The organism is Microcoleus vaginatus HSN003, from assembly GCF_022701255.1.
GTDB lineage: Bacteria > Cyanobacteriota > Cyanobacteriia > Cyanobacteriales > Microcoleaceae > Microcoleus > Microcoleus vaginatus_B.
In genome coordinates this window covers 1848602-1867222 of sequence record NZ_CP031705.1, presented here as the reverse complement: position 1 = coordinate 1867222, position 18621 = coordinate 1848602, and the positions used below count along the sequence as shown (strand labels likewise).

The window sequence follows — 18621 nt, the reverse complement described above, 5'->3', positions numbered from 1 at the left end:
CAAAAGCTTCAAAAGCTGACTGCAAACCATTAGATAATCGGTGATTAATCCGACGTGGTATGAACTGTCTAGACTTTCGTCAGCTTGGCTTTGAGCTGGTATCTGACTGTTGCGTAAACCGCTTTATAGGAAGCTTCAATGCTGTATTCCTGCTGCAACCACTCTTGAATTTCTCCATAGCTTTTAAAGCCTTTCTGGGGGTCGCTGAGGCGCATTGCCAAACTAGCGCGGGCCAGAGGAGGAATGGCCGGCTTGCGGCCGCCACTGTGTTTTGTTTCGAGGAGTCCTTCGAGTCCGTCAGAGCGGTACTTTCTGAGCCACCGCTGCACTGTAATTCGGTTTACCCCGATCGTCGTAGCCAATTCTTTAACTGTCTTAACGTGACAAATTTTGAACAGGTAAAGTGCTTGAATTTTTTGAAAGCCGCTTGCCGTTTTTTGTTCAGTTAACAGGTTTTTTAGTTCTTCAGTTGTCTCTGTGATGCTAAGTTTACATACTCCAGCCATATCAATTACCTCACAATTCGCGTTCTACAATACCTTTGTTTGACAATGGAGCAAAAGCTGCTCCTATCCTAAATGCTGACCTCTTGTTTGCCCTAAAGCAATACAAAAGCGTTCGTTCTCATTAAACTTTTTCCTTCCGGGAGGCACTCAGACGCTCAGAAACCGGATTATTTTAACCTGGAGCAAGGTTGCAACGAGTTTTTTGGGTAAAAACCCGGTTTCTGGGTCAGTTTTGTATTTGATGGACAAGCGTCATTGCTAATACTGATAGCCGTTAACCGATCGACTGTAACATTAGCGGCAATAGGTGACTCTTAAGGAATACCATTTATTCTCTTATTGTTAAACATCTATCATGGTTTTCCTGGTATTTATTGCTATTTTTTGCGAACGTATGGGCGATTTTTAGTCCTTAGGTGCTAGCAAACAGGCGAATGTACACCAGCGATCGCATTTTTATACAGACATTCCCTTACTCCCCGAAGTGCATTTTTGGCTTTCGCTATGCGAAAAATCCTTAGATATCAGGACTCTCATCGGTCAGAGCGGGTAGCGCCGAGTGACGTTGCAACCGACTTTCTTGCTGCGGGCAAGTATCGGTGAAACTACTGGCTTTATCGCCAGTTGAGTAAAACACGACGAGGGTGGCATTGTCAATTTCTCAGCATTACAGTATAAGTATCGGCTATTTTTGCCCGCCTGCTGTGATCGAAAGGGAGGTTTCTATGTGATCCTACTAACAGTGCTTTGTGATCTTGGTCACGCGTCTACTCAGTAACCTCAACTACCCACAAAAAGTTATGGCTTCGATTGATCGGAGTTTCCACGTAGAATCTTTGGGATTTAGTTAGGAAGTGCGAGCAAACTTGTTGTTAAAATTTTTAAAGATTAATTTTTAACCACAGGGAAAATAGAATGCAGCTTTGTCCTTCACCCTCACCAAAGCATCTAATTTATACTCAAACCTTACAGATTGAGGGAAGTTTAACCCTGGGTGTGAATATTTCAGAATCTAAAATTGCAGAACATCCGGTGCAACCAGCTTGCTGACAGTATTCTTCATTTAAAAGGTGTAGAGAAGCCACAATGAACGTTGACGAACTGCTCAAGCTATATGCAATAGGAGAAAGAAATTTTAGCGGGGTCTACCTGCACGAGGTCTACCTCTACGAAGCAGAATTGATTGGAGCCAATCTGTATGAAGCCGACCTGATTGGAGCCAATCTCAGCAAAGCGAAACTCAACAGAGTTAACTTTGGCAAAGCCAATTTGTGCAAAATTAATTTGATGAGAGCAGACTTAGGTGGAGCCGACCTCACAGAAGCACTTTTAGTTGAAGCTAACCTGAATCGAGCTGAGTTGATGGGAGCGAACCTCAGCAAAGCAGACTTGAGCGGAGCTTCCCTGATCCAAGCAACTTTAATTGGAGCCAACGTATCTCGGGCCACACTCAGCCGTGCAGACTTGCACGGAGTAAATCTTTACGGAGTAAACTTGCGTAGGGCGGTGCTGACAGAATGCGATTTAATTGGCGCAAACTTGAGCAAAGTAGACCTTAGCGGCGCCGACTTAATGGGGGCGAGTCTAATTAGGGCAGACTTGAGTGAAGCGATTTTAAGTGCGTCAGACTTAAGCGGAGCAAACCTGTTGGGAGCAAACCTTACAAAAGTTAACCTGAGCGGAGTATATCTTAAGGGTACAACGATGCCCGACGGCACGATTCACGACTAATTTATTTGTTAATTTTTATGGTTGCCGAGAACAGCGGCTAAAGGGTAATGAGTAATTCATTACCCTAATTTATTGGCAGGGAAATCTTTATTTGACACCAAGGTAAGGTGGATAACTTTAATTTAGGGTGCTGATGGCGCCCAGAACTCCTACATTCGGCAAGTCAAAAGATTTGTTGGGTGAAGTTGTGTTATGGTGATTTTCAATTGCTTCGATAAAAGCTATTTTAGATTTAATATTTTGAATTTTGGACGGTTAAAATGAAACTCAGAATCCTCGCTGCTGTAACACTGCTGAGCGCGATCGCCCCGATCGCTCCTGCACCCGCCGAGAACATCCAACACACGCAACAATTACTAGCCACCCGACAGTGCCCCAACTGCGACCTCAGCAGTGCGGGCTTGGTTTTAGCCAACTTAACCGGAGCCAATCTCAAAGGTGCTGACTTGAGGTTGGCTAACCTCAGCCGAGCCAACCTCACCGGGGCTGACCTCAGCGGTGCCAACCTCAGCGGCACTAGCCTGTTTGGCGTCAACCTGACAGGGGCGAACCTCACCGGTGCCAACCTCAGCGGTGCTGACTTGAGAAGTGCCTATCTCACCGACGCCAATTTGCTCAACGCCAATTTAACTAACGCGCAACTGCTCGGAGTTAGAGGAATGCCAACCAATATCGGCACCGCTGAAGACTTCTACCGGTTGGGAGTGCTGGAAGCTCAAGCAGGAAACTACAGAAACGCCATTGATTATTACAATCAAGCCCTGAATCTAAAATCGGATTTAGCAGCCGTTTATTTTGCGCGCAGTATGTCTCGCGCTGACTTGGGAGACTTCGCCGGCGCGACTCTAGACGCCGATCGAGCTAAGCAACTCTTTGCAGCTCAAGGAAATCCCCAAGGTGAGGATTTGTCAAAGCAGTTAGCCGAAGCCATTGTTGCACGTCAAAAGCCTACGGAACCCCGCACGGGCGGCGGTGGCAACTTTATGAGTCTTCTGGGATCGATCGGTTCTGTGCTGGTGAAGCTAATGTTGCCTTGACGGTTGCCTAATTCAGAGGAATCTCGATCCAGAACTCTGTACCATGACCGGGTACAGAAACACACTTAAGTACGCCTTGGTGTTTCTCAACTACAATTTGGTAACTGATAGACAGTCCTAAACCCGTGCCCCGACCTACGGGTTTAGTAGTAAAAAACGGATTAAATATGTGAGAGATTAACTCTTTGGGGATGCCGTGACCATTGTCGGCAATGCAAATTCCTACCGTTTTTTCATTGATTAATTCAGTGCGAATCCGAATGCAAGGAGATGGGAAATCAGGAATCAAACACTCGGTGGTGGCATTTATATCTCCTGACTCGATAGGCAGTATTTGGGAGCTTAAATGCGTCGCCGCTGCACTTGCGGCTTTAAAGGGAAGATTCATAACACGCTCTTTTTTTCCCATTTCTATGGCATCAAGGGCATTACCGATCAGATTCATAAATACTTGATTGAGCGAGCTGGCATAGCATTCTACTAAGGGCAAATGGGCGTATTCTTTAATGATTTCAACGGTGTTGTGATCGGAATTGGCTTTGATGCGGTGCTGCAAAATCAACAGGGTACTGTCGATGCCCTCGTGAATGTCAACGGCTTTTTTCTCGGCTTGATCGCTCCTGGAAAAATTACGCAAAGATACAACTAACTGGCGGATGCGCTCAACTCCGACTGTCATGGAACCCAAAATTTTTGGCAAATCTTCGGCAAGAAATTCGATGTCGATTGCTTCGGAGCGCTCGCTAATTTCTGGGTTGGGATTGGGGTAGTGCTGGCGGTAGAGTTCCACCAAGCAGAGTAAATCTTTGGTGTATTCGCTGGCGTGGGACAGATTGCCGTAGATAAAGTTAACGGGGTTATTGATTTCGTGGGCGACTCCGGCGAGGAGTTGTCCGAGACTGGACATTTTTTCGGTTTGAATCAGTTGGGCTTGGGTATTGTGCAGTTCTGTGACTGTTTTAGCTAGCTGTTCGGCTTTTAATCGATCGGCAGTTGCTGCATTGAGACTTTCTTGATAAAGTTCTGCTTGGTGAATGGCGATCGCAGCTTGAGCCGCTAAATGTTGCACTAATTCCTGTTCTGCAGTTTGCCAAACTCTCGGCCCCGAACACTCATGGGCAATCAACAACCCCCACAATTGGGAATCTTTGCCTCTCATGGGCACAATTAAACTGCCTCTCACCTGCAACTCTTCCAAAAATTCGCGGTGACAGGGTGTTAAATCCTCAGTATAAATATCATTAATTGCTCGCACCCGTCCGGCTCGATAAAAGCAGTCTGAGCCTTCGGGAAAGCATCCTTGTGGAGAGGTGATACCTAAAATTGACCGCCACTGGCCGCAAACAGCTTCGACAACTACCTCGCCCTCTTTATCTGCTGCAAATTGGTAGATTACCGTGCGATCGGTATCCAACAAAACTCTGACTTCTCGCACAATAGTTTGCAGTATGATTTTTAAATCTAAGGTGCTACGAATCTGGTCTCTAACTCGCGTCAATACTTTGGCAAAGTCCAAGGATTGTTGCAATTGGGCGGTGCGTTCTTGAACTTGGCGCTCCAAGTTGGCATTCAGGGTCTGCACTTCTTTATAAAGAACGTACTGCCCAATTGCCGAACAAAATTGGCTGCCTATAGCTAAACCTTGCTCAATATCCTCGCACTTCCACTCGGGCGACTGACCTTTTTTTATTTCTCGCCAGACTTCAAAGGATTGTCTGGGAAGGGTTTGTGCAGCGCTGGTGTCAAAGCGCCCCGCCCACATTTTTTCGGTATCAATTGCATTGCGAAAAATGGTCAAACAGCCGACTACTTGTTGTTTGTAGTGGAGGGGAATTACCAGCAAACCCCGAATTTTAGTAGATTGGAAAGCGGGAACTAAAACTCTAAATAGAGGTTCTTTGTATAAGTCTGTAATTATCCAAACTGGGAACGGAGAGTTAGTAAAAATTGGTAACTTGGGAATTTCTTCGGTATTTTTAAATCCTTTGGTTAGCCATTGCTGCCAGAGGGGATGAGCTTCGATTGCCTTCACTTTTTCCCAGTTAGGGAGTGTCGGTTGTTCTCCTGTGGTGAACAGTTCAAAGGTAGCATCACTGTGGGTCGCGGCAATTGGAAATCCTTTCTCAATCTTGAGTTCAGATAACTTTTCACTGTTGATTTTCGGCAGGTTGAGATAAAGTCTGCCGCCGCTGCCACCCAAAGCGGTGACGGTGGCTTCTAAACCCTGTTGCAGTTGAATGTTGACGTGACCATACAACAGGGCTGCTATGCGGCTCACGGTAGCTTCGCGGGCGGCTTGAGAGCGGGTTTGCTGGAGGAGGAGCGCGTGGGCTATAGCGCTAGACAATTGATCTGATACGAGCTGAACTACTTCTAAATCTGCTGGTGAAATATTGAGGGGCGCAGAGTGGTGAGACACTAAAAGTCCCCACAGTTCGATGTGAATTTTTTGATTATTTCCTGGCTCGTATCGAGTCAGACACGTGGCCGCCTCGCAGATATCTGTTTTGCTGTTTGGCGACGCGATCCTGCGGTGCAAAATCGGCACCACTAAGGAAGATTGCACTCCCATTGCCATCAGGTAAGCGGTGTGGCAAGGATCGACCGCTCGGTAGTGCATCTCCTCCTTTACTAAAGGTTTACCGGTGTCTGCAGCATCGAGGGGACTCAGGACGATCGTCCCTGAGTTAACATCTACTATTGTCCGCTGGCGCAAAGTGACATACATTTCCCTGGCGCTCGCGGGAATGTCCTCTGCTGGAAAGTGCAGCCCTTTCAAGGAAGGGAGATGGTTGTTATTAATTGACTCAGCAACAACTTCTCCACTTCCGTCAGCACTAAACCTGTAAATCATAATGCGATCTGTTTTCAAAAAAGACCGCACTTCTGCTACCGTACTGGTTAAAATATCTTCTAATTCTAGAGATTGGCGAATGCGTTCTGTTATCCGCCGTATCAAAACTTCTCTGTCTAGTTTATAATGTAATTCTTGCGTATTTTCTCTGAGTTGCATAAATCTCCTTTTGTACTTAATACAATGATAATTAAGAAGTTTTGAGGTGCTGTGGTCGCGAGCAAACTCAAATGCCTCACCCTGAGTTTTTGAGTCAACCGATCTGTACAATTAATGGGTAGCGCACTGTTGAGAGGCGACGGTGTATCGCCTCTGGCGCACTGGCGTCAGGAAAATCTGCGATCGCACCGGTTTAATCCTTGCCTTCAACAGGCAGAGCGAGTTAAGCAAATAATAATTATTATTTTAAGGCTCTTATAAATTTCTCGCAATCTTCAACTCTTACTATGAAAATTCTTCATTGTTAGGATAACTTGACATTTGTTGTAGAACTTCATATAATGATAATTAACGAAAGAATTTGAGTTTCTATCAGCGCGCAAGGCGGTGACTAATTTCTTGGCGCACGCTCATCAGAATTTTACCCAAATGATTTTGACCGGTTCGATCGCAGCCACACCCCCAGTAGTAATCCGTTGGCGAATCCTCGACAATCTCTCGATCCCCTGTGGCGAGGAGAATCGCTTGAATGTCTGTATGAGCGAGAAACTTAGTTAAAACTGCTTCGCGCATAATGGGAATTTTCACGGCTTCCCAATCAGCGCGAATCCGGTGGTTGGGATCGCGACCTAATTTAGCCGCTTCTTGAGGAGTTGCTACGGCTTGAATCGCCGCCACTAATCTTTTATCAGTGCTGACAAATTTTTGGGCTTGATAGTAATGTTCCACAGTCAACCAATATTGACCGTGCAGAGAAATGTCGTGTAGTGAAAAATTAGAAAAGCAGCCGTAAGGCTCCTCTACTTTATAAAAATAAATTATCATTCGATTTGAGATTTTATATTTTACAGGATTTAGGTAGAATGTAATTATTCAGGGTGTCCCTGAAGCGCCTTACCGCGTTAGAGTAATGTTTCAAACCACTTTTTGCCTCCAGGAGCATTTGAGATGGATTCTATGAGCAGCGCGGGGCTTGTATTAAAAAATCCTCGCATCGACTTTATTTAAAATAGCATTTACGCTTTTGAACCCAGTTTATTGGAAAAAAGCGGGTTGGGGAACGCAAAATCTAGGAATCAACTGGCTTTCTGAGGAATAGTGCGTAATTCCTATTTTTAAATTAACGAGTAAGAATTTGAAATCAAGAATAAGTAATGGGGATTTAAGAATATTTATTATTCCCTCTTCCTTCATTCTAAAACACCATCAGCTTTTGAAAAACGCGGTTAGCGAGCTCGGCATAAAGCAGTTCGCCACACAAAATTTTGCTCATCAACTGAGTAGTCCTCAGAAATTGGAGGCCCGCTCTATAAACAGCTCCTGTAAACTGATAGAATGCCTTAGCCAACCGACTGGCCCAAACCATATCAGTGTTCCATTCTGGGGCGATAAATGGAGTGTACGGCTTCTTAGCGTCGTCGGCACCTCCAAGAGCTCGATCGCTCGCTTTAGCGGCCTTAAAGCCACTAAAAATGGCAGGACGAATTACATCATCACCGGACAGGGGGTCGGCGAGACTGGCTGCGTCTCCTGCAAGCAGGGAATTGGGCGAGTGCAATTTGCGATCGCCCTCCCACAAACTCATGGGGTGTTCCCGCACGTTGCTGACACTAAGATCCGCACCGCACTTCGTTGCGTAGTCGGCCAAAATATTCTTGATATCTTTTGGCTTGTCGCCACGCATCGCCGCAATACTCAAAGAGTAGCCGTCAGCTTGGGGAAAGCTCCAGATAAAACCTTTTTTAATAGTACCAAAATCGAAATTGACGGAATCGCCCTTGATTGAGCGATTTTCTAAACTTGGACTCAAACAGAGTTTTGCTTCTTTCAATCCCAGCCTCTTAGTCATCGGCCCGCCGGCACCGTCAGCAGCAATCAAATAGCGGCCAGAAACAGCTTCTGAGTTTGTTTTAACTTCCCAAACAGAATTTTTAAACTCAATTCCTTTAACTTCTGTAGAGTGTCTAAGTTTCGCGCCAGTTTTTTGAGCTTGTTTAATTAAAAAGTCGTCAAATACATCTTGCTGTACCATCCACATTGGCGAATTTATTTGAACCTGCACTAGATCTTCCATTTTCCCTGTGTAGCTAATTTTGTTAGCTTTCATCGAAATAGCTGGCGTCAGGTCAAAATCGAGCCCTTGGGCGATCGCCCCAGAAACGTCGTCACTACAAGGCTTATTACGGGGCAAAGATGCTTTTTCTACTACCAAAACAGAACGTCTGTGCTTTGCTAGGCGATCGGCTGCTGTACGGCCTGCCGGGCCTGCACCGACAATAATGCAATCCAACATTTTGAGTAAGGGGTAACTGGTAATGGGTGATGGGTCATGGGGCAGGAGGAATTGGTAAGTTAATGAGTGTTAAATTTTGAGTTTTTAACTCACAACTCACAAATCATTAAGCGTCTGCTCGTTGTTCGCGGCCGTATCTCGGCAATCTCACAACTATTCCTATTCCCCCTGCCCAATTTCCCATCCCCTAAACAGTCGTGATATCTTTCTCTTTCGCTGCCAGAACTTCTTCTATTTTGGCAATGTACTTGTCCGTCAGCTTTTGAATTTTATCTTGCAAGTCCCGGGATTCATCTTTAGAGATATCGCTGCTTTTTTCCTGCTTGCGAATCGAGTCAACGGCATCGCGACGGATATTGCGAATTGCAACTTTACCTTCTTCAGCAAACTTCCCGGCCATTTTGGCAAATTCTTGGCGTCTGTCGCTCGTCAGCGGCGGAATGTTCAAGCGAATAACTGAACCGTCGTTGTTGGGTACGAGTCCTACATCCGACAGGGAAATTGCTTTTTCGATCGAGTTGAGCGCTGTGCGATCGAACGGTTGAATGTTGATCGTAGTCGCATCCGGCGTGCCGATGTTGGCAAGGGATTTGATCGGAGTTGGAGAACCGTAGTAGTCTACCATGACTCGATCGAGGAGGGAGGCGTTGGCCCGTCCCGTCCGAATAGTATTAAAAGACCGTTGAGTAGCCTCAACTGCCTTTTGCATATGATCTTCTGCGTCAGCTAACTTCACAAAAACCTCCGACAAGAGTTCCAATAGATTCTCCCATTACAGCTCGGTAGATGTTGCCCGACACCGAGAGGTCAAATACCATAATAGGAATATTATTTTCTTTGCAAAGGGCGATCGCCGTACTGTCCATCACCCGCAAATCTTGATTCAAGACGTGGGCATAGGTGAGGGTTTGATACCTGCGCGCGTTGGGGTTGACGTGGGGGTCGGAATCGTACACCCCATCTACCTTAGTAGCTTTAAAAATCACCTCTGCATCAATTTCAGCCGCCCGCAAAGCGGCTGTAGTATCCGTAGTGAAAAAAGGATTGCCAGAACCGGCACCAAAAATCACTACCCGTTTTTTTTCAAGGTGGCGAATCGCCCGCCGCCGGATGTAGGGTTCAGCTACTTCTTGCATGGCGATCGCCGATTGCACCCTCGTTGGCACTCCTGCTTGTTCCAGGGCATCCTGCAAAGTGATAGCATTCATCACCGTCGCAATCATGCCCACATAATCAGCCGTTGCCCGATCCATCCCTGCCGAAGCAGCTTTCACCCCGCGAAAAATGTTGCCGCCACCGACAACAATCGCGATTTGAATGCCTTGGGACACGACTTTGGCCACTTCTTGGGCGATCGACTGAACGACTACCGGATCGATGCCGTAGCCCAAGCTGCCCATCAGCGCTTCACCGCTGAGCTTCAGCAAAACTCGCTGATAAACCATCCCCATGCCGCCACTATTTTTTTACTCTTTTTGCCTTCACCATAAGATAGCAGTACGGGTGCATTTTGAACATCAATTACCCAGAACAGGCCTCCTGCTTGTACTACAAGAGAATTTGTTTGTTGCGTGGGCTGCTAGGTGAACAGGCAAGATGCCTGTTCCACAACAGGATTGATTTTTTCTCAGTGAATGCTAAGTGAACAGGCAAGATGCCTGTTCCACAAGCCGATTGATTTTTTGTGGGGAGTAGGGGTTGGGCACGCAAACCCGCCCCTAAAAGAATCAATCCTTGGGAACAAAATTAAGAGCAGCAGAATTCATGCAGTAACGCTGACCGGTAGGTTTGGGCCCGTCGTTAAATACGTGACCGAGATGAGCGTCGCAAACAGCGCACAGTACCTCTGTTCGGCGCATGAACAAGGTGTTATCCGACTCGCACTTGACATTTTCTTCGCTAACGGGAGCGTAGAAACTCGGCCAACCGGTACCGGAATCGAACTTTGTTTCTGATTTAAATAGCTCCGTACCGCAGCAAATGCAATTATAAATTCCGGGCTTTTTGTTGTCGTGATACTCGCCGCTAAAAGCTCTTTCGGTTCCCTTTTTTCGGGCGACTTTAAACTGTTCTGGCGTGAGTTGCTGTTGCCATTGTGCGTCGGTTTTTTGAACTTTTTCAGTCATGATTTGATGTTTGGTTAAGATGTATTTAGGTGTTGAGTGTTGACGGTTAACTGTTAACTGTTGAGTGTTGACGGTTAACGGTATATTCCTAGTTAACTCAGGCTTCCATTAATATTAACCTAATTGGCTCGAAATAAACATACCAGGGAAAAGGATTGTCCTTAATAGCCCTCCACTTTTCCTTGAAAACTTCGGCTTGCAAGTGATAATCTTGGGAATCATTGGGAGGCGAGTGCAATTTGAGATATAATGTCACCCGGTGCGGAGTTTCCACCGTCGAGGCGATCCAACAAGCAAAAGTATTTTCACGATCGCACCCGCTAACAAAAATCAGTTGATGAGCCCGAATTCCCACAGAAACTAGAGATTTGGGAATTGGTTCGACTACAGTCAGAGTACAGCCCCAGTCGATCGCCTCGACGACAGTTACGGAGATCGGTTTAGCTGCTGAGAAGTTCTTACAGCCCGTCAACTGGGCGACGGTAAAGTTGCGGGGGCGATCGAAAATGTTCTCTTTGGTATCAAAGGCGATCGACCTTCCCTCGACCAAAACCAACAGATTTTTGCACACCCGGTAAACTTCCTCTAAATTGTGGCTGACAAACAAAGTAATTCCCCGATAATTAGCCAGAGTCTGCATTAACTCCTGTTCCAGTTGACTGCGTAAGTGAGTATCCAAAGCAGAAAACGGTTCGTCTAACAGCAGCAAATCGGGAGAAGGGGCGATCGCCCTAGCCAAAGCCACCCGCTGCTGTTGGCCTCCTGAAAGTTCGTGCGGGTAGCGGTTTTCCAGTCCCGACATTTGCACCGCAATTAGTTGTTCTTTGACTCGAAGTTTTTGCTCGCTTTCAGATAAATGCTGCAAGCCAAACGCAATATTTTGAGCAACACTCAGGTGAGGAAATAAAGCATAGTTTTGAAACAAAAAACCGATACGACGGTCTTTAGAAGGTACATTAATGCCCTGTGCTGAGTCAAATAAAACCCTGCCATTGACTGAAATTTGACCGCTCCTGGGAGTTTCCAAACCAGCGATGCAGCGCAGAGTCATGCTCTTACCAGAACCCGACGCGCCCAAAATTCCCAGCACTTCCGGGCCAATATCGAAACCGACATCCAAGGCAAAGCTGGAGAGAGGTTTGAAGATGTTTAAAAAAAGTCCCCTTTCCGGTTGTTGTTTTTGGGATTTGGTGGTAAAATTAGACGCGAATTTAGGAATATTTGATTGCAGTCTTTGGCTCGAATTCGGTTTGCGTGATCTCTTTTGTAAATCCGTCCAAAAATTAACAACAGTTAGCACGCTCAAAGAAATACTCAGAATAATCAAAACCCAAATAGCAGCTTGCCCCATATCCCCTGCTTCCACAGCAAAATAAATTGCCATCGGGATAGTTTGAGTTTGTCCGGGAATATTCCCCGCTAACATCAACGTCGCGCCGAATTCCCCCAAAGCGCGGGCAAATGCGAGAATAGTTCCTGCTAAAATTCCCGGCCATGCTAGCGGCAACATAATCCGCCAAAAGACTTGCCACTCCGAGGCTCCCAAAGTGCGGGCTGCATTGAGAAGATTGGCATCAATTTGCTCAAAAGCTCCCAAAGCAGTTTTGTACATGAGGGGAAATGATACAACTGTGGCAGTAATGACGGCGGCTTGCCAAGTGAAAATTATAGTTAAGTCGAATTGTAGCAAAAATTGCCCGATCGCCCCATTTCTCCCAAACAGCAGCAGCAGCAAAAATCCCACTACTGTCGGCGGCAAAACTAAGGGAGAAATTAAAATGCCTTCAATTAAAGCTTTACCTCTCATGCGAGTTGAAAGCATCCACCGGGCGGCTGCTATTCCCAGGAAAAAGGTGATAAAAGTCGCAATAGCGGAGGATTTTAGAGATATCCAGAGCGGAGAAATATCAAATTCCATCTATAAATACATCCGCGTTAATCAGCGCTTATCTGCTTTCATCAGCGGTAAAAAATCCATAATTAGTTAGTTATCGAACTGTGCCAAATGCATATTTCTGAAATACTATTTTAGCGCGATCGCCCGCTACAAAGTCAACAAACGCTTTCGCAGCAGCCGGATTGCGGCTGTTTCTAATAACTGCCAGCGGATAAACAATGGGCGAGTGTAAATTTTCAGCAGCCGTTAGCCGCACAGTTACTTTGTCGGATGCTTTGGCATCAGTCGTGTAAACTATGCCAGCATCAACGTTACCGCTTTCGACGAATGTCAGCACTTGGCGAACGTTATTTCCTAGCACTAATTTTGGCTGGATTTGCTGCCACAATCCCAGCTTAGTTAACATTTCCTGAGCATATTGGCCCACAGGTACGCTTTTCGGTTCGCCGATCGCAATTTTCTTGATTCTGGCATCTGCTAACTGTTTAAAGTCGCTCAAAGCAACACCGTTTGTGGGTGTAATCAAAACTAGGCGATTTGTCAGCAAATTGCGGCGCGTGTCGTTAATTAGCAGGTTAGATTGCTGCAAAGCATCCATTGGGTTGGTGGCGGCGCTGAAAAATAAATCTACCGGTGCTCCTTGCTGAATTTGCTGTGCGAGAGCGCCGGAAGCACCGAAATTATAAGTAATAGTAACGTTGGGATTGCTGCTTTGATAAACTGTTTTGAGTTCTTGTAAAGCTTGTGAGAGGCTGATAGCGGCGGATACTGTTAAGGATGTTTGCGGCAGCGTATCGACTGAGGAAAAGTTCTTAAATAAGTTCCAACTAATCAGCAGTGCTAGCATGAAGGCGACTGCGAGAATTAAGTTGGGAATACGTCTACTTTTTAAGTTCACAGAAAATTGTTTTGAATCTTTTTACTCCTTACCAGGCAGAGCCTGGTAAAGCAGATTCGGAGGCTGTACCTCCAATTTGCCTCCACTCTTTGACGAGGCAGAGCCTCTGGAGATAGGTTCCCAGGCACAGCCAGGGAACCAGTTAATAATTACTGCCGGAACGTTAATTTTAAATCTGCCTATGCTCGCCATTTGACGGAACAGCCTATCGCCTCTGTAGTTGAAGGCTCAACGGGTTGACTGTTGAGCAATTGGTCGATCGCACTCCGCAAATAAGAAACCTGCACCGCCGCCGGATCGTCAGCGTTGTCGTCAATTAAACCTTTATAGCGCAGTTTGCCGTCTTGATCTAACAAAAAAACCTCCGGCGTTTTAGAAGCCCCAAAACTTTCAGCCACATCTTGAGCAACATCTCGGATGTACGGGAAGTTGAGTTGATTGTTGGCGGCAAAAGTTTTCATGTTCTCAAAACTGTCGTCGGGATGCTGGTTGGCATCATTAGCATTAATCCCGATTAAAGTAACATCTCGATCTTGAAAATCTGCTTGAAGTTCTTTCATGCGATTGAGATACAACTGCACGTAAGGGCAATGATTGCACATAAATATCACCGCGATCGCCCGAAATTTTTCTAAATATCGAGCTAAATGGTGAACTTCTTCGTCCACTCCCGGCAATTCAAAATCGGGAGCGTAGCCGTTAATGGGAGTACCAGTTGTATCGATTAGTAAACTCATGTTTTCAGGAGGTGAAGAGCAGTATTTGCCAGCATGAAAGATGAAACTGTCAGCACGAATAAAATTGGCTGTTGTTTGGCTTTAGCTTAATTCTAGCCTTACCAACAGCCTATAGTGATTCGTACTTCGCGATTTATTCCTCGTCTGGCTTTAGCCAACCTTGAGCCAGAGCTTGGTATCCAATAAGTTTGTATGCTAATTTGGCGGCGGTAAATTCTGAGACTACAGAATCTACAATAGGTGCTAATTCCATAATGTCACACCCGATTACTTCGTAGGACTCGAAGATGCGGCGCAAAAATCCGGTGAGCGAATACCAATTTAACCCGCCCGGTTCCGGTGTGCCAACCCCTGGAATTAAAGTCGGATCGATGCCGTCTAAGTCGATCGTCAAAAATACTCGCTTAGTTGTGATGCTGGCAATTGCCCGATCGGCCCAATCCGGTTGAGTAGCGATTTCGCGAGCTCGAATCACGTTTAGCTGTTTTGCTTTAATCAAGTCTGCTTCTTCCTTGCAGATAGCGCGAATCCCGATTTGCAGTGTCGGTAAGCCCATATCTACAATACGTCGCATCACGCAAGCGTGGTTGTGAATCGAGCCTTCGTATTCGTGCCGCAAGTCTCCGTGGGCGTCGATTTGCACGACGGTGAAAGGTTCGTTTGGGTATGCTTGGCGATAACCTTCAACAACGCCGGCAGTGATGCTGTGTTCGCCTCCGAGGGAGATGACAAATTTATTTTCGGTAACTAGCTGGTGCACTGCTGCTTGGGTGACTTGCAGCATTTCTGAGGATGAAACTGGTTGCCTGTTGCGGGTATCGGCGATCGGATCTTTAGTATAAATTCCGACATCGTAGCAAACTTCGGAATCTAGTTCTTCGTCGTAGCACTCGAGTTGATGAGAAGCTTCTAGAAGTTTAGCGGGCCCGTTTTCGCACCCCCGGCGGTAAGTGGTTGTTGCCTCGTAGGGAATTGGTAAGATAACTACTTTGGCGGTGTCGTAGTCTGGTACAATTTCCGACCCCAGAAACGGTACGACGGCAGTGGAAACGATCGTTGGCATAAGGGAAATTTCAATAAGGCAAAGAAGTCAGCATCTTTAATCGTGACATACTATCGGCTCTAACTGCAAAGTCAGAAGGAATAAGGAAAAAGGAAGATAAATGAACCGCAGAGAGCGCTGAGGACGCTGAGGAAAGAGGGAAGAGGGTTTGGGATTTATGTCCTAGCGGTTGCCTCGAATTGCGATACGGTTTGTAGTAATGACTTGAGTCCTTTGCAGCCTTGCATTCATCTAAAATCTAAAATCTAAAATCTAAAATCTAAAATCCTATGACATCTTCTACTCCCACTTCGTCAACAGTTGCTGCACCTCAAACTTGGCTGTGGAAAGGCTTTCCGATTTGCTACCAGGCTGCGGGTTCCCAGGGGCCTGCGGTGGTGTTCGTCCACGGTTTCGGCGCATCTTGGGGCCACTGGCGCAAGAATTTGCCGGCGCTGGCTGCTGATTGCCGCTGTTATGCGATCGACCTCATCGGTTTTGGCGGTTCTGCTAAACCTGCGCCCAAACTTGAGATTGACTATACTTTTGAAACTTGGGGACAGTTAATTGCTGATTTTTGTCGGGAAGTTGCGGGCGGGCCGGCTTTTTTGGTGGGAAATTCGATCGGCTGTGTGGCAATAATGCAAGCCGCTGTGGATTTTCCCGATATTGCTGAGGGCGTAATTTTACTTAATTGTTCCCTGCGCTTGCTGCACGATCGCAAACGCGCTGAATTGCCTTGGTATCGCAGTTTTGGAGCGCCAATCGCACAAAAAGTTTTAAATGTCAAGTGGATAAGTCAATTATTTTTTAAACAATTAGCAACGCCAAAAACAGTAAAAAAAGTGCTTTTGCAAGCTTATCGCCGTCCTGAAGCTGTCAGCGACGAACTGGTAAATATCCTGCTGGAACCTGCTAAAGACAGCGGCGCAGTCGAAGTATTTGTAGCATTTATCAGTTATTCTCAAGGCCCACTACCGGAGGATTTGTTGCCGCGTTTAAGCTGTCCTGCTTTGATTTTGTGGGGGACAGATGATCCTTGGGAGCCGATCGCATTGGGACGAGAATTGGCAAAGTTTCCGGCTGTTGAAAAGTTTATTCCTTTGGAGGGAGTGGGCCATTGTCCGCAAGATGAAGCGCCGGAATTGGTCAATCCTATTTTACTCGATTGGATTAAAGAGCGATCGAGATTTGCCGAAAATCCGCCCCTTTAATCAACAAAGGAATAGGCACTTTAGCTAAGCGATCGGGTTAACTTAGAATTGAGAATTTTTAGGAGTTGAAGTGGGAGCTATATTTCCGCGATCGCGCCATAGCACCAACGGAATGCTTAACGTTCCTAAAATCATTACAACTCCAGTCAGAATCCAAACTAGCACACGATTTGGGCGATAATCACCTCGCTCAATTTGCCAGAATACTCGATTATAACGCCATGCTGCTAAAGCAATGACCGCAATCCCAAAAACGACCAGACTCAGCCCTAAAGTTTCTGAGTTGAAGAAGGGAGGGGAGGAAACTTCTTGCTGAGTCACTGTAGCTTGAAATTGACGGAGAAATAAACTGAACCGACTGATCGCAAACCCAAAACCAACTAAAGCGAGTGAAGTTCGTAACCATGCCAGAAAGGTGCGTTCATTTGCCTGATGTTCCCGCTGTCGGTCTATTTTATCACCCTTGTTCATCAACCCTACCTTTATAAAATATTTTAAGCTTTCCCTCGTTGATTCTTGTTTCAGTTGAGATTGCGGAGGGAAGTATCGCTATTGCGATCGCGATTCATCATCACCAAAAAATATAGTATCAGTAAATCGACAAAAAAGCGATCGCCTCCATCTCATACCAACAGAAAATAAGAAGACACAGCAATGCTGTGTCCCTACAAATACCCCAGTTATAATCCAGTTTAAAAAGACTTAGCCGCACCGCCGGACTGAGCCTTTTTCTCCAACCAATCCTGACCCAATCTGATTGTCACGTCGGACTGCAAAGAACCGGTACTCTCAACCAGCACATCTCCAAAACCCAAAAACTGGCGAATCGCTTGAGCACCTTTAATATCGCCCTGTTGAGCTACTAGAGTAGTTACCTCCAGCGGTTCGGGCCAAGCTTTATAAACCTGAACATTCCGATAACCGGCTTGAGTCAGAGTATTGACAAAAGCTTCAACAGCCGATGGATCTCCGGTAGCATCTTGAATCGCCACATTCAGAAAAGTCGAATCAGCATTCTCAATTTGCCAAGTATTTTGACCGAAGTCAAAATGTTCCGCCACGATACTTTCGATGGCATATTGGTCTGGCAACCAAAAACTTGACTTGTAGTCCTTAGAATCGCTAAATTTACCGGGAACCATCAACATCTGCACGCCAGCGCGATCGGTTTGAGTAGCAAAACCAGCCAAAGCCACCAATTCTTCTATACTCAAATTGGTGTCCAGGTGAGATTGAATCACCGATAAAATCTTCGGTAGTCGAGACAGCAAACCTACATTAACTTCCTGTTCCACAAAAGCCCGCATCAACAATTGTTGGCGCTGCACCCGCCCGATATCGCCCAAATCGTCGTGCCGGTAAAGCAAATATTGCACGATTTGTTCACCGTTGAGCTTCTGCTTGCCCGCCTTTAAATCTATATATAAATGCTGGCTATGATCGGTATACTTCATGTCTTTAGGGACATTAATAGTAATGCCACCAAGGGCATCTACCAAACTTTTTATGCCATGAATATTAACTGTGACATAGCGGTCAATTCCCACACCGCCCAGGAGTCCGCTGACTGACTTCGCTGACGAAGCCGGGCCACCGTAGTAATTAGCTTCGTTGATTTTCACCTCGCCCCTGCCTTCAACATAGGTGCGGGTGTCTCGCGGAATGGAAAGCACGCTTAACTTTTTATTTTGAGGGTCAAACCTAACCAACAGCATGGTATCGGTTAACCCCTTAAATGAGTTTTCCCAAACCTCATATCCGACATTTTTATTAGCAGTTCCTTCGATGTCAGAGGTCAGAACTTTAAGTCCTAAAACTAAAATATTAACTGGCCGAGTCAGCTCCGGCATCTTCATGTTGAGCTTTGCCATGTCGCCTTGAGAAAATACTGCTGCTTCTTCAGGGCTCAACTTTTGTTGCTGAAGCGGCGTTGTGGAAAGGGAGACGGCTAGCAATGCTCCGGCGGTGGCTGAGAGCATGGCTACTCCAGCCAAACCAAAACCAAAACCCAGCCAGCGGCCTCGATGAGGCTGGGAAGCTTTTTTGGTTGCAGGTTGAGCAGGTGATTGTTGGATAGGGTCTTGATTAGGAATTTTTTGAGCTGGCACTGGCTTCCTCACACACAAC

16 protein-coding genes are annotated in these 18621 nt (G+C 46.1%); 3 read left to right on the top strand and 13 right to left on the bottom strand.

The genetic code is table 11. The features are described 5' to 3' along the window. Positions 1–68 precede the first annotated feature (68 nt). On the bottom strand, positions 69–506 hold the full coding sequence (locus D0A37_RS07925; RefSeq protein WP_242723063.1) for a helix-turn-helix domain-containing protein: 438 nt from the start codon (positions 504–506) through the stop codon (positions 69–71). A gap of 1086 nt (positions 507–1592) precedes the next feature. Here D0A37_RS07925 and D0A37_RS07920 point away from each other — a divergent pair. Next, a complete protein-coding gene (locus D0A37_RS07920) occupies positions 1593–2237 on the top strand; it encodes a pentapeptide repeat-containing protein (protein WP_242723062.1) in 645 nt (214 codons plus the stop codon). A 260-nt stretch (positions 2238–2497) separates the two neighbouring features. Beyond that, positions 2498–3274: a pentapeptide repeat-containing protein gene (locus tag D0A37_RS07915; protein WP_242723060.1), complete on the top strand. Its 777-nt coding sequence runs from the start codon at positions 2498–2500 to the stop codon at positions 3272–3274. A gap of 7 nt (positions 3275–3281) precedes the next feature. Here the strand turns inward: D0A37_RS07915 and D0A37_RS07910 are convergent, their stop codons facing one another. The 10 genes from D0A37_RS07910 to speB all read right to left on the bottom strand — a co-directional run bounded on the left by D0A37_RS07910 (position 3282) and on the right by speB (position 15301). Continuing rightward, positions 3282–6287, bottom strand: coding sequence for a GAF domain-containing protein (locus tag D0A37_RS07910; RefSeq protein WP_242723058.1), 3006 nt, complete (start codon positions 6285–6287; stop codon positions 3282–3284). Positions 6288–6659: 372 nt separating this feature from the next. Then, positions 6660–7112 carry a riboflavin biosynthesis intermediates N-glycosidase gene (gene ybiA, locus D0A37_RS07905; protein ID WP_242723056.1) on the bottom strand — a complete coding sequence of 151 codons (453 nt, stop codon included), beginning with the start codon at positions 7110–7112 and terminating at the stop codon, positions 6660–6662. A 370-nt stretch (positions 7113–7482) separates the two neighbouring features. After that, positions 7483–8580 (bottom strand): geranylgeranyl reductase family protein, encoded by a 1098-nt coding sequence (locus tag D0A37_RS07900; protein WP_242723054.1) that lies wholly within the window; start codon positions 8578–8580, stop codon positions 7483–7485. Positions 8581–8767: 187 nt separating this feature from the next. Further along, positions 8768–9316 carry a ribosome recycling factor gene (frr, locus tag D0A37_RS07895; protein ID WP_242723052.1) on the bottom strand — a complete coding sequence of 183 codons (549 nt, stop codon included), beginning with the start codon at positions 9314–9316 and terminating at the stop codon, positions 8768–8770. Next, positions 9303–10031, bottom strand: coding sequence for a UMP kinase (pyrH, locus tag D0A37_RS07890; RefSeq protein ID WP_242723050.1), 729 nt, complete (start codon positions 10029–10031; stop codon positions 9303–9305). The genes frr and pyrH overlap by 14 nt, the downstream gene beginning before the upstream one ends. 276 nt (positions 10032–10307) lie before the next feature. Further along, positions 10308–10706: a peptide-methionine (R)-S-oxide reductase MsrB gene (gene msrB, locus D0A37_RS07885; protein WP_242723047.1), complete on the bottom strand. Its 399-nt coding sequence runs from the start codon at positions 10704–10706 to the stop codon at positions 10308–10310. 97 nt (positions 10707–10803) lie between these two features. Then, positions 10804–12624, bottom strand: coding sequence for a molybdate ABC transporter permease subunit (gene modB / locus D0A37_RS07880; protein WP_242723045.1), 1821 nt, complete (start codon positions 12622–12624; stop codon positions 10804–10806). 70 nt (positions 12625–12694) lie between these two features. Continuing rightward, positions 12695–13501 carry a molybdate ABC transporter substrate-binding protein gene (modA, locus tag D0A37_RS07875; RefSeq protein WP_445242502.1) on the bottom strand — a complete coding sequence of 269 codons (807 nt, stop codon included), beginning with the start codon at positions 13499–13501 and terminating at the stop codon, positions 12695–12697. A 179-nt stretch (positions 13502–13680) separates the two neighbouring features. After that, positions 13681–14238 (bottom strand): thioredoxin family protein, encoded by a 558-nt coding sequence (locus D0A37_RS07870; protein ID WP_006632091.1) that lies wholly within the window; start codon positions 14236–14238, stop codon positions 13681–13683. Positions 14239–14371: 133 nt separating this feature from the next. Beyond that, positions 14372–15301, bottom strand: coding sequence for an agmatinase (gene speB, locus D0A37_RS07865; protein WP_242723043.1), 930 nt, complete (start codon positions 15299–15301; stop codon positions 14372–14374). A gap of 269 nt (positions 15302–15570) precedes the next feature. Here speB and D0A37_RS07860 point away from each other — a divergent pair, with 269 nt between their 5' ends. Next, complete coding sequence (locus tag D0A37_RS07860; RefSeq protein WP_242723041.1) at positions 15571–16494, top strand: alpha/beta fold hydrolase; 924 nt, start codon at positions 15571–15573, stop codon at positions 16492–16494. A 42-nt stretch (positions 16495–16536) separates the two neighbouring features. Here D0A37_RS07860 and D0A37_RS07855 read toward each other — a convergent pair whose 3' ends face one another. Both D0A37_RS07855 and D0A37_RS07850 read right to left on the bottom strand, forming a co-directional pair. Then, the gene (locus D0A37_RS07855) at positions 16537–16965 is read right to left on the bottom strand and encodes a YidH family protein (protein ID WP_242723039.1); all 429 of its coding nucleotides are present in this window, start codon (positions 16963–16965) and stop codon (positions 16537–16539) included. Positions 16966–17186: 221 nt separating this feature from the next. Then, on the bottom strand, positions 17187–18602 hold the full coding sequence (locus tag D0A37_RS07850) for an LCP family protein (protein WP_242723038.1): 1416 nt from the start codon (positions 18600–18602) through the stop codon (positions 17187–17189). Between the last annotated feature and the right edge of the window lie 19 nt (positions 18603–18621).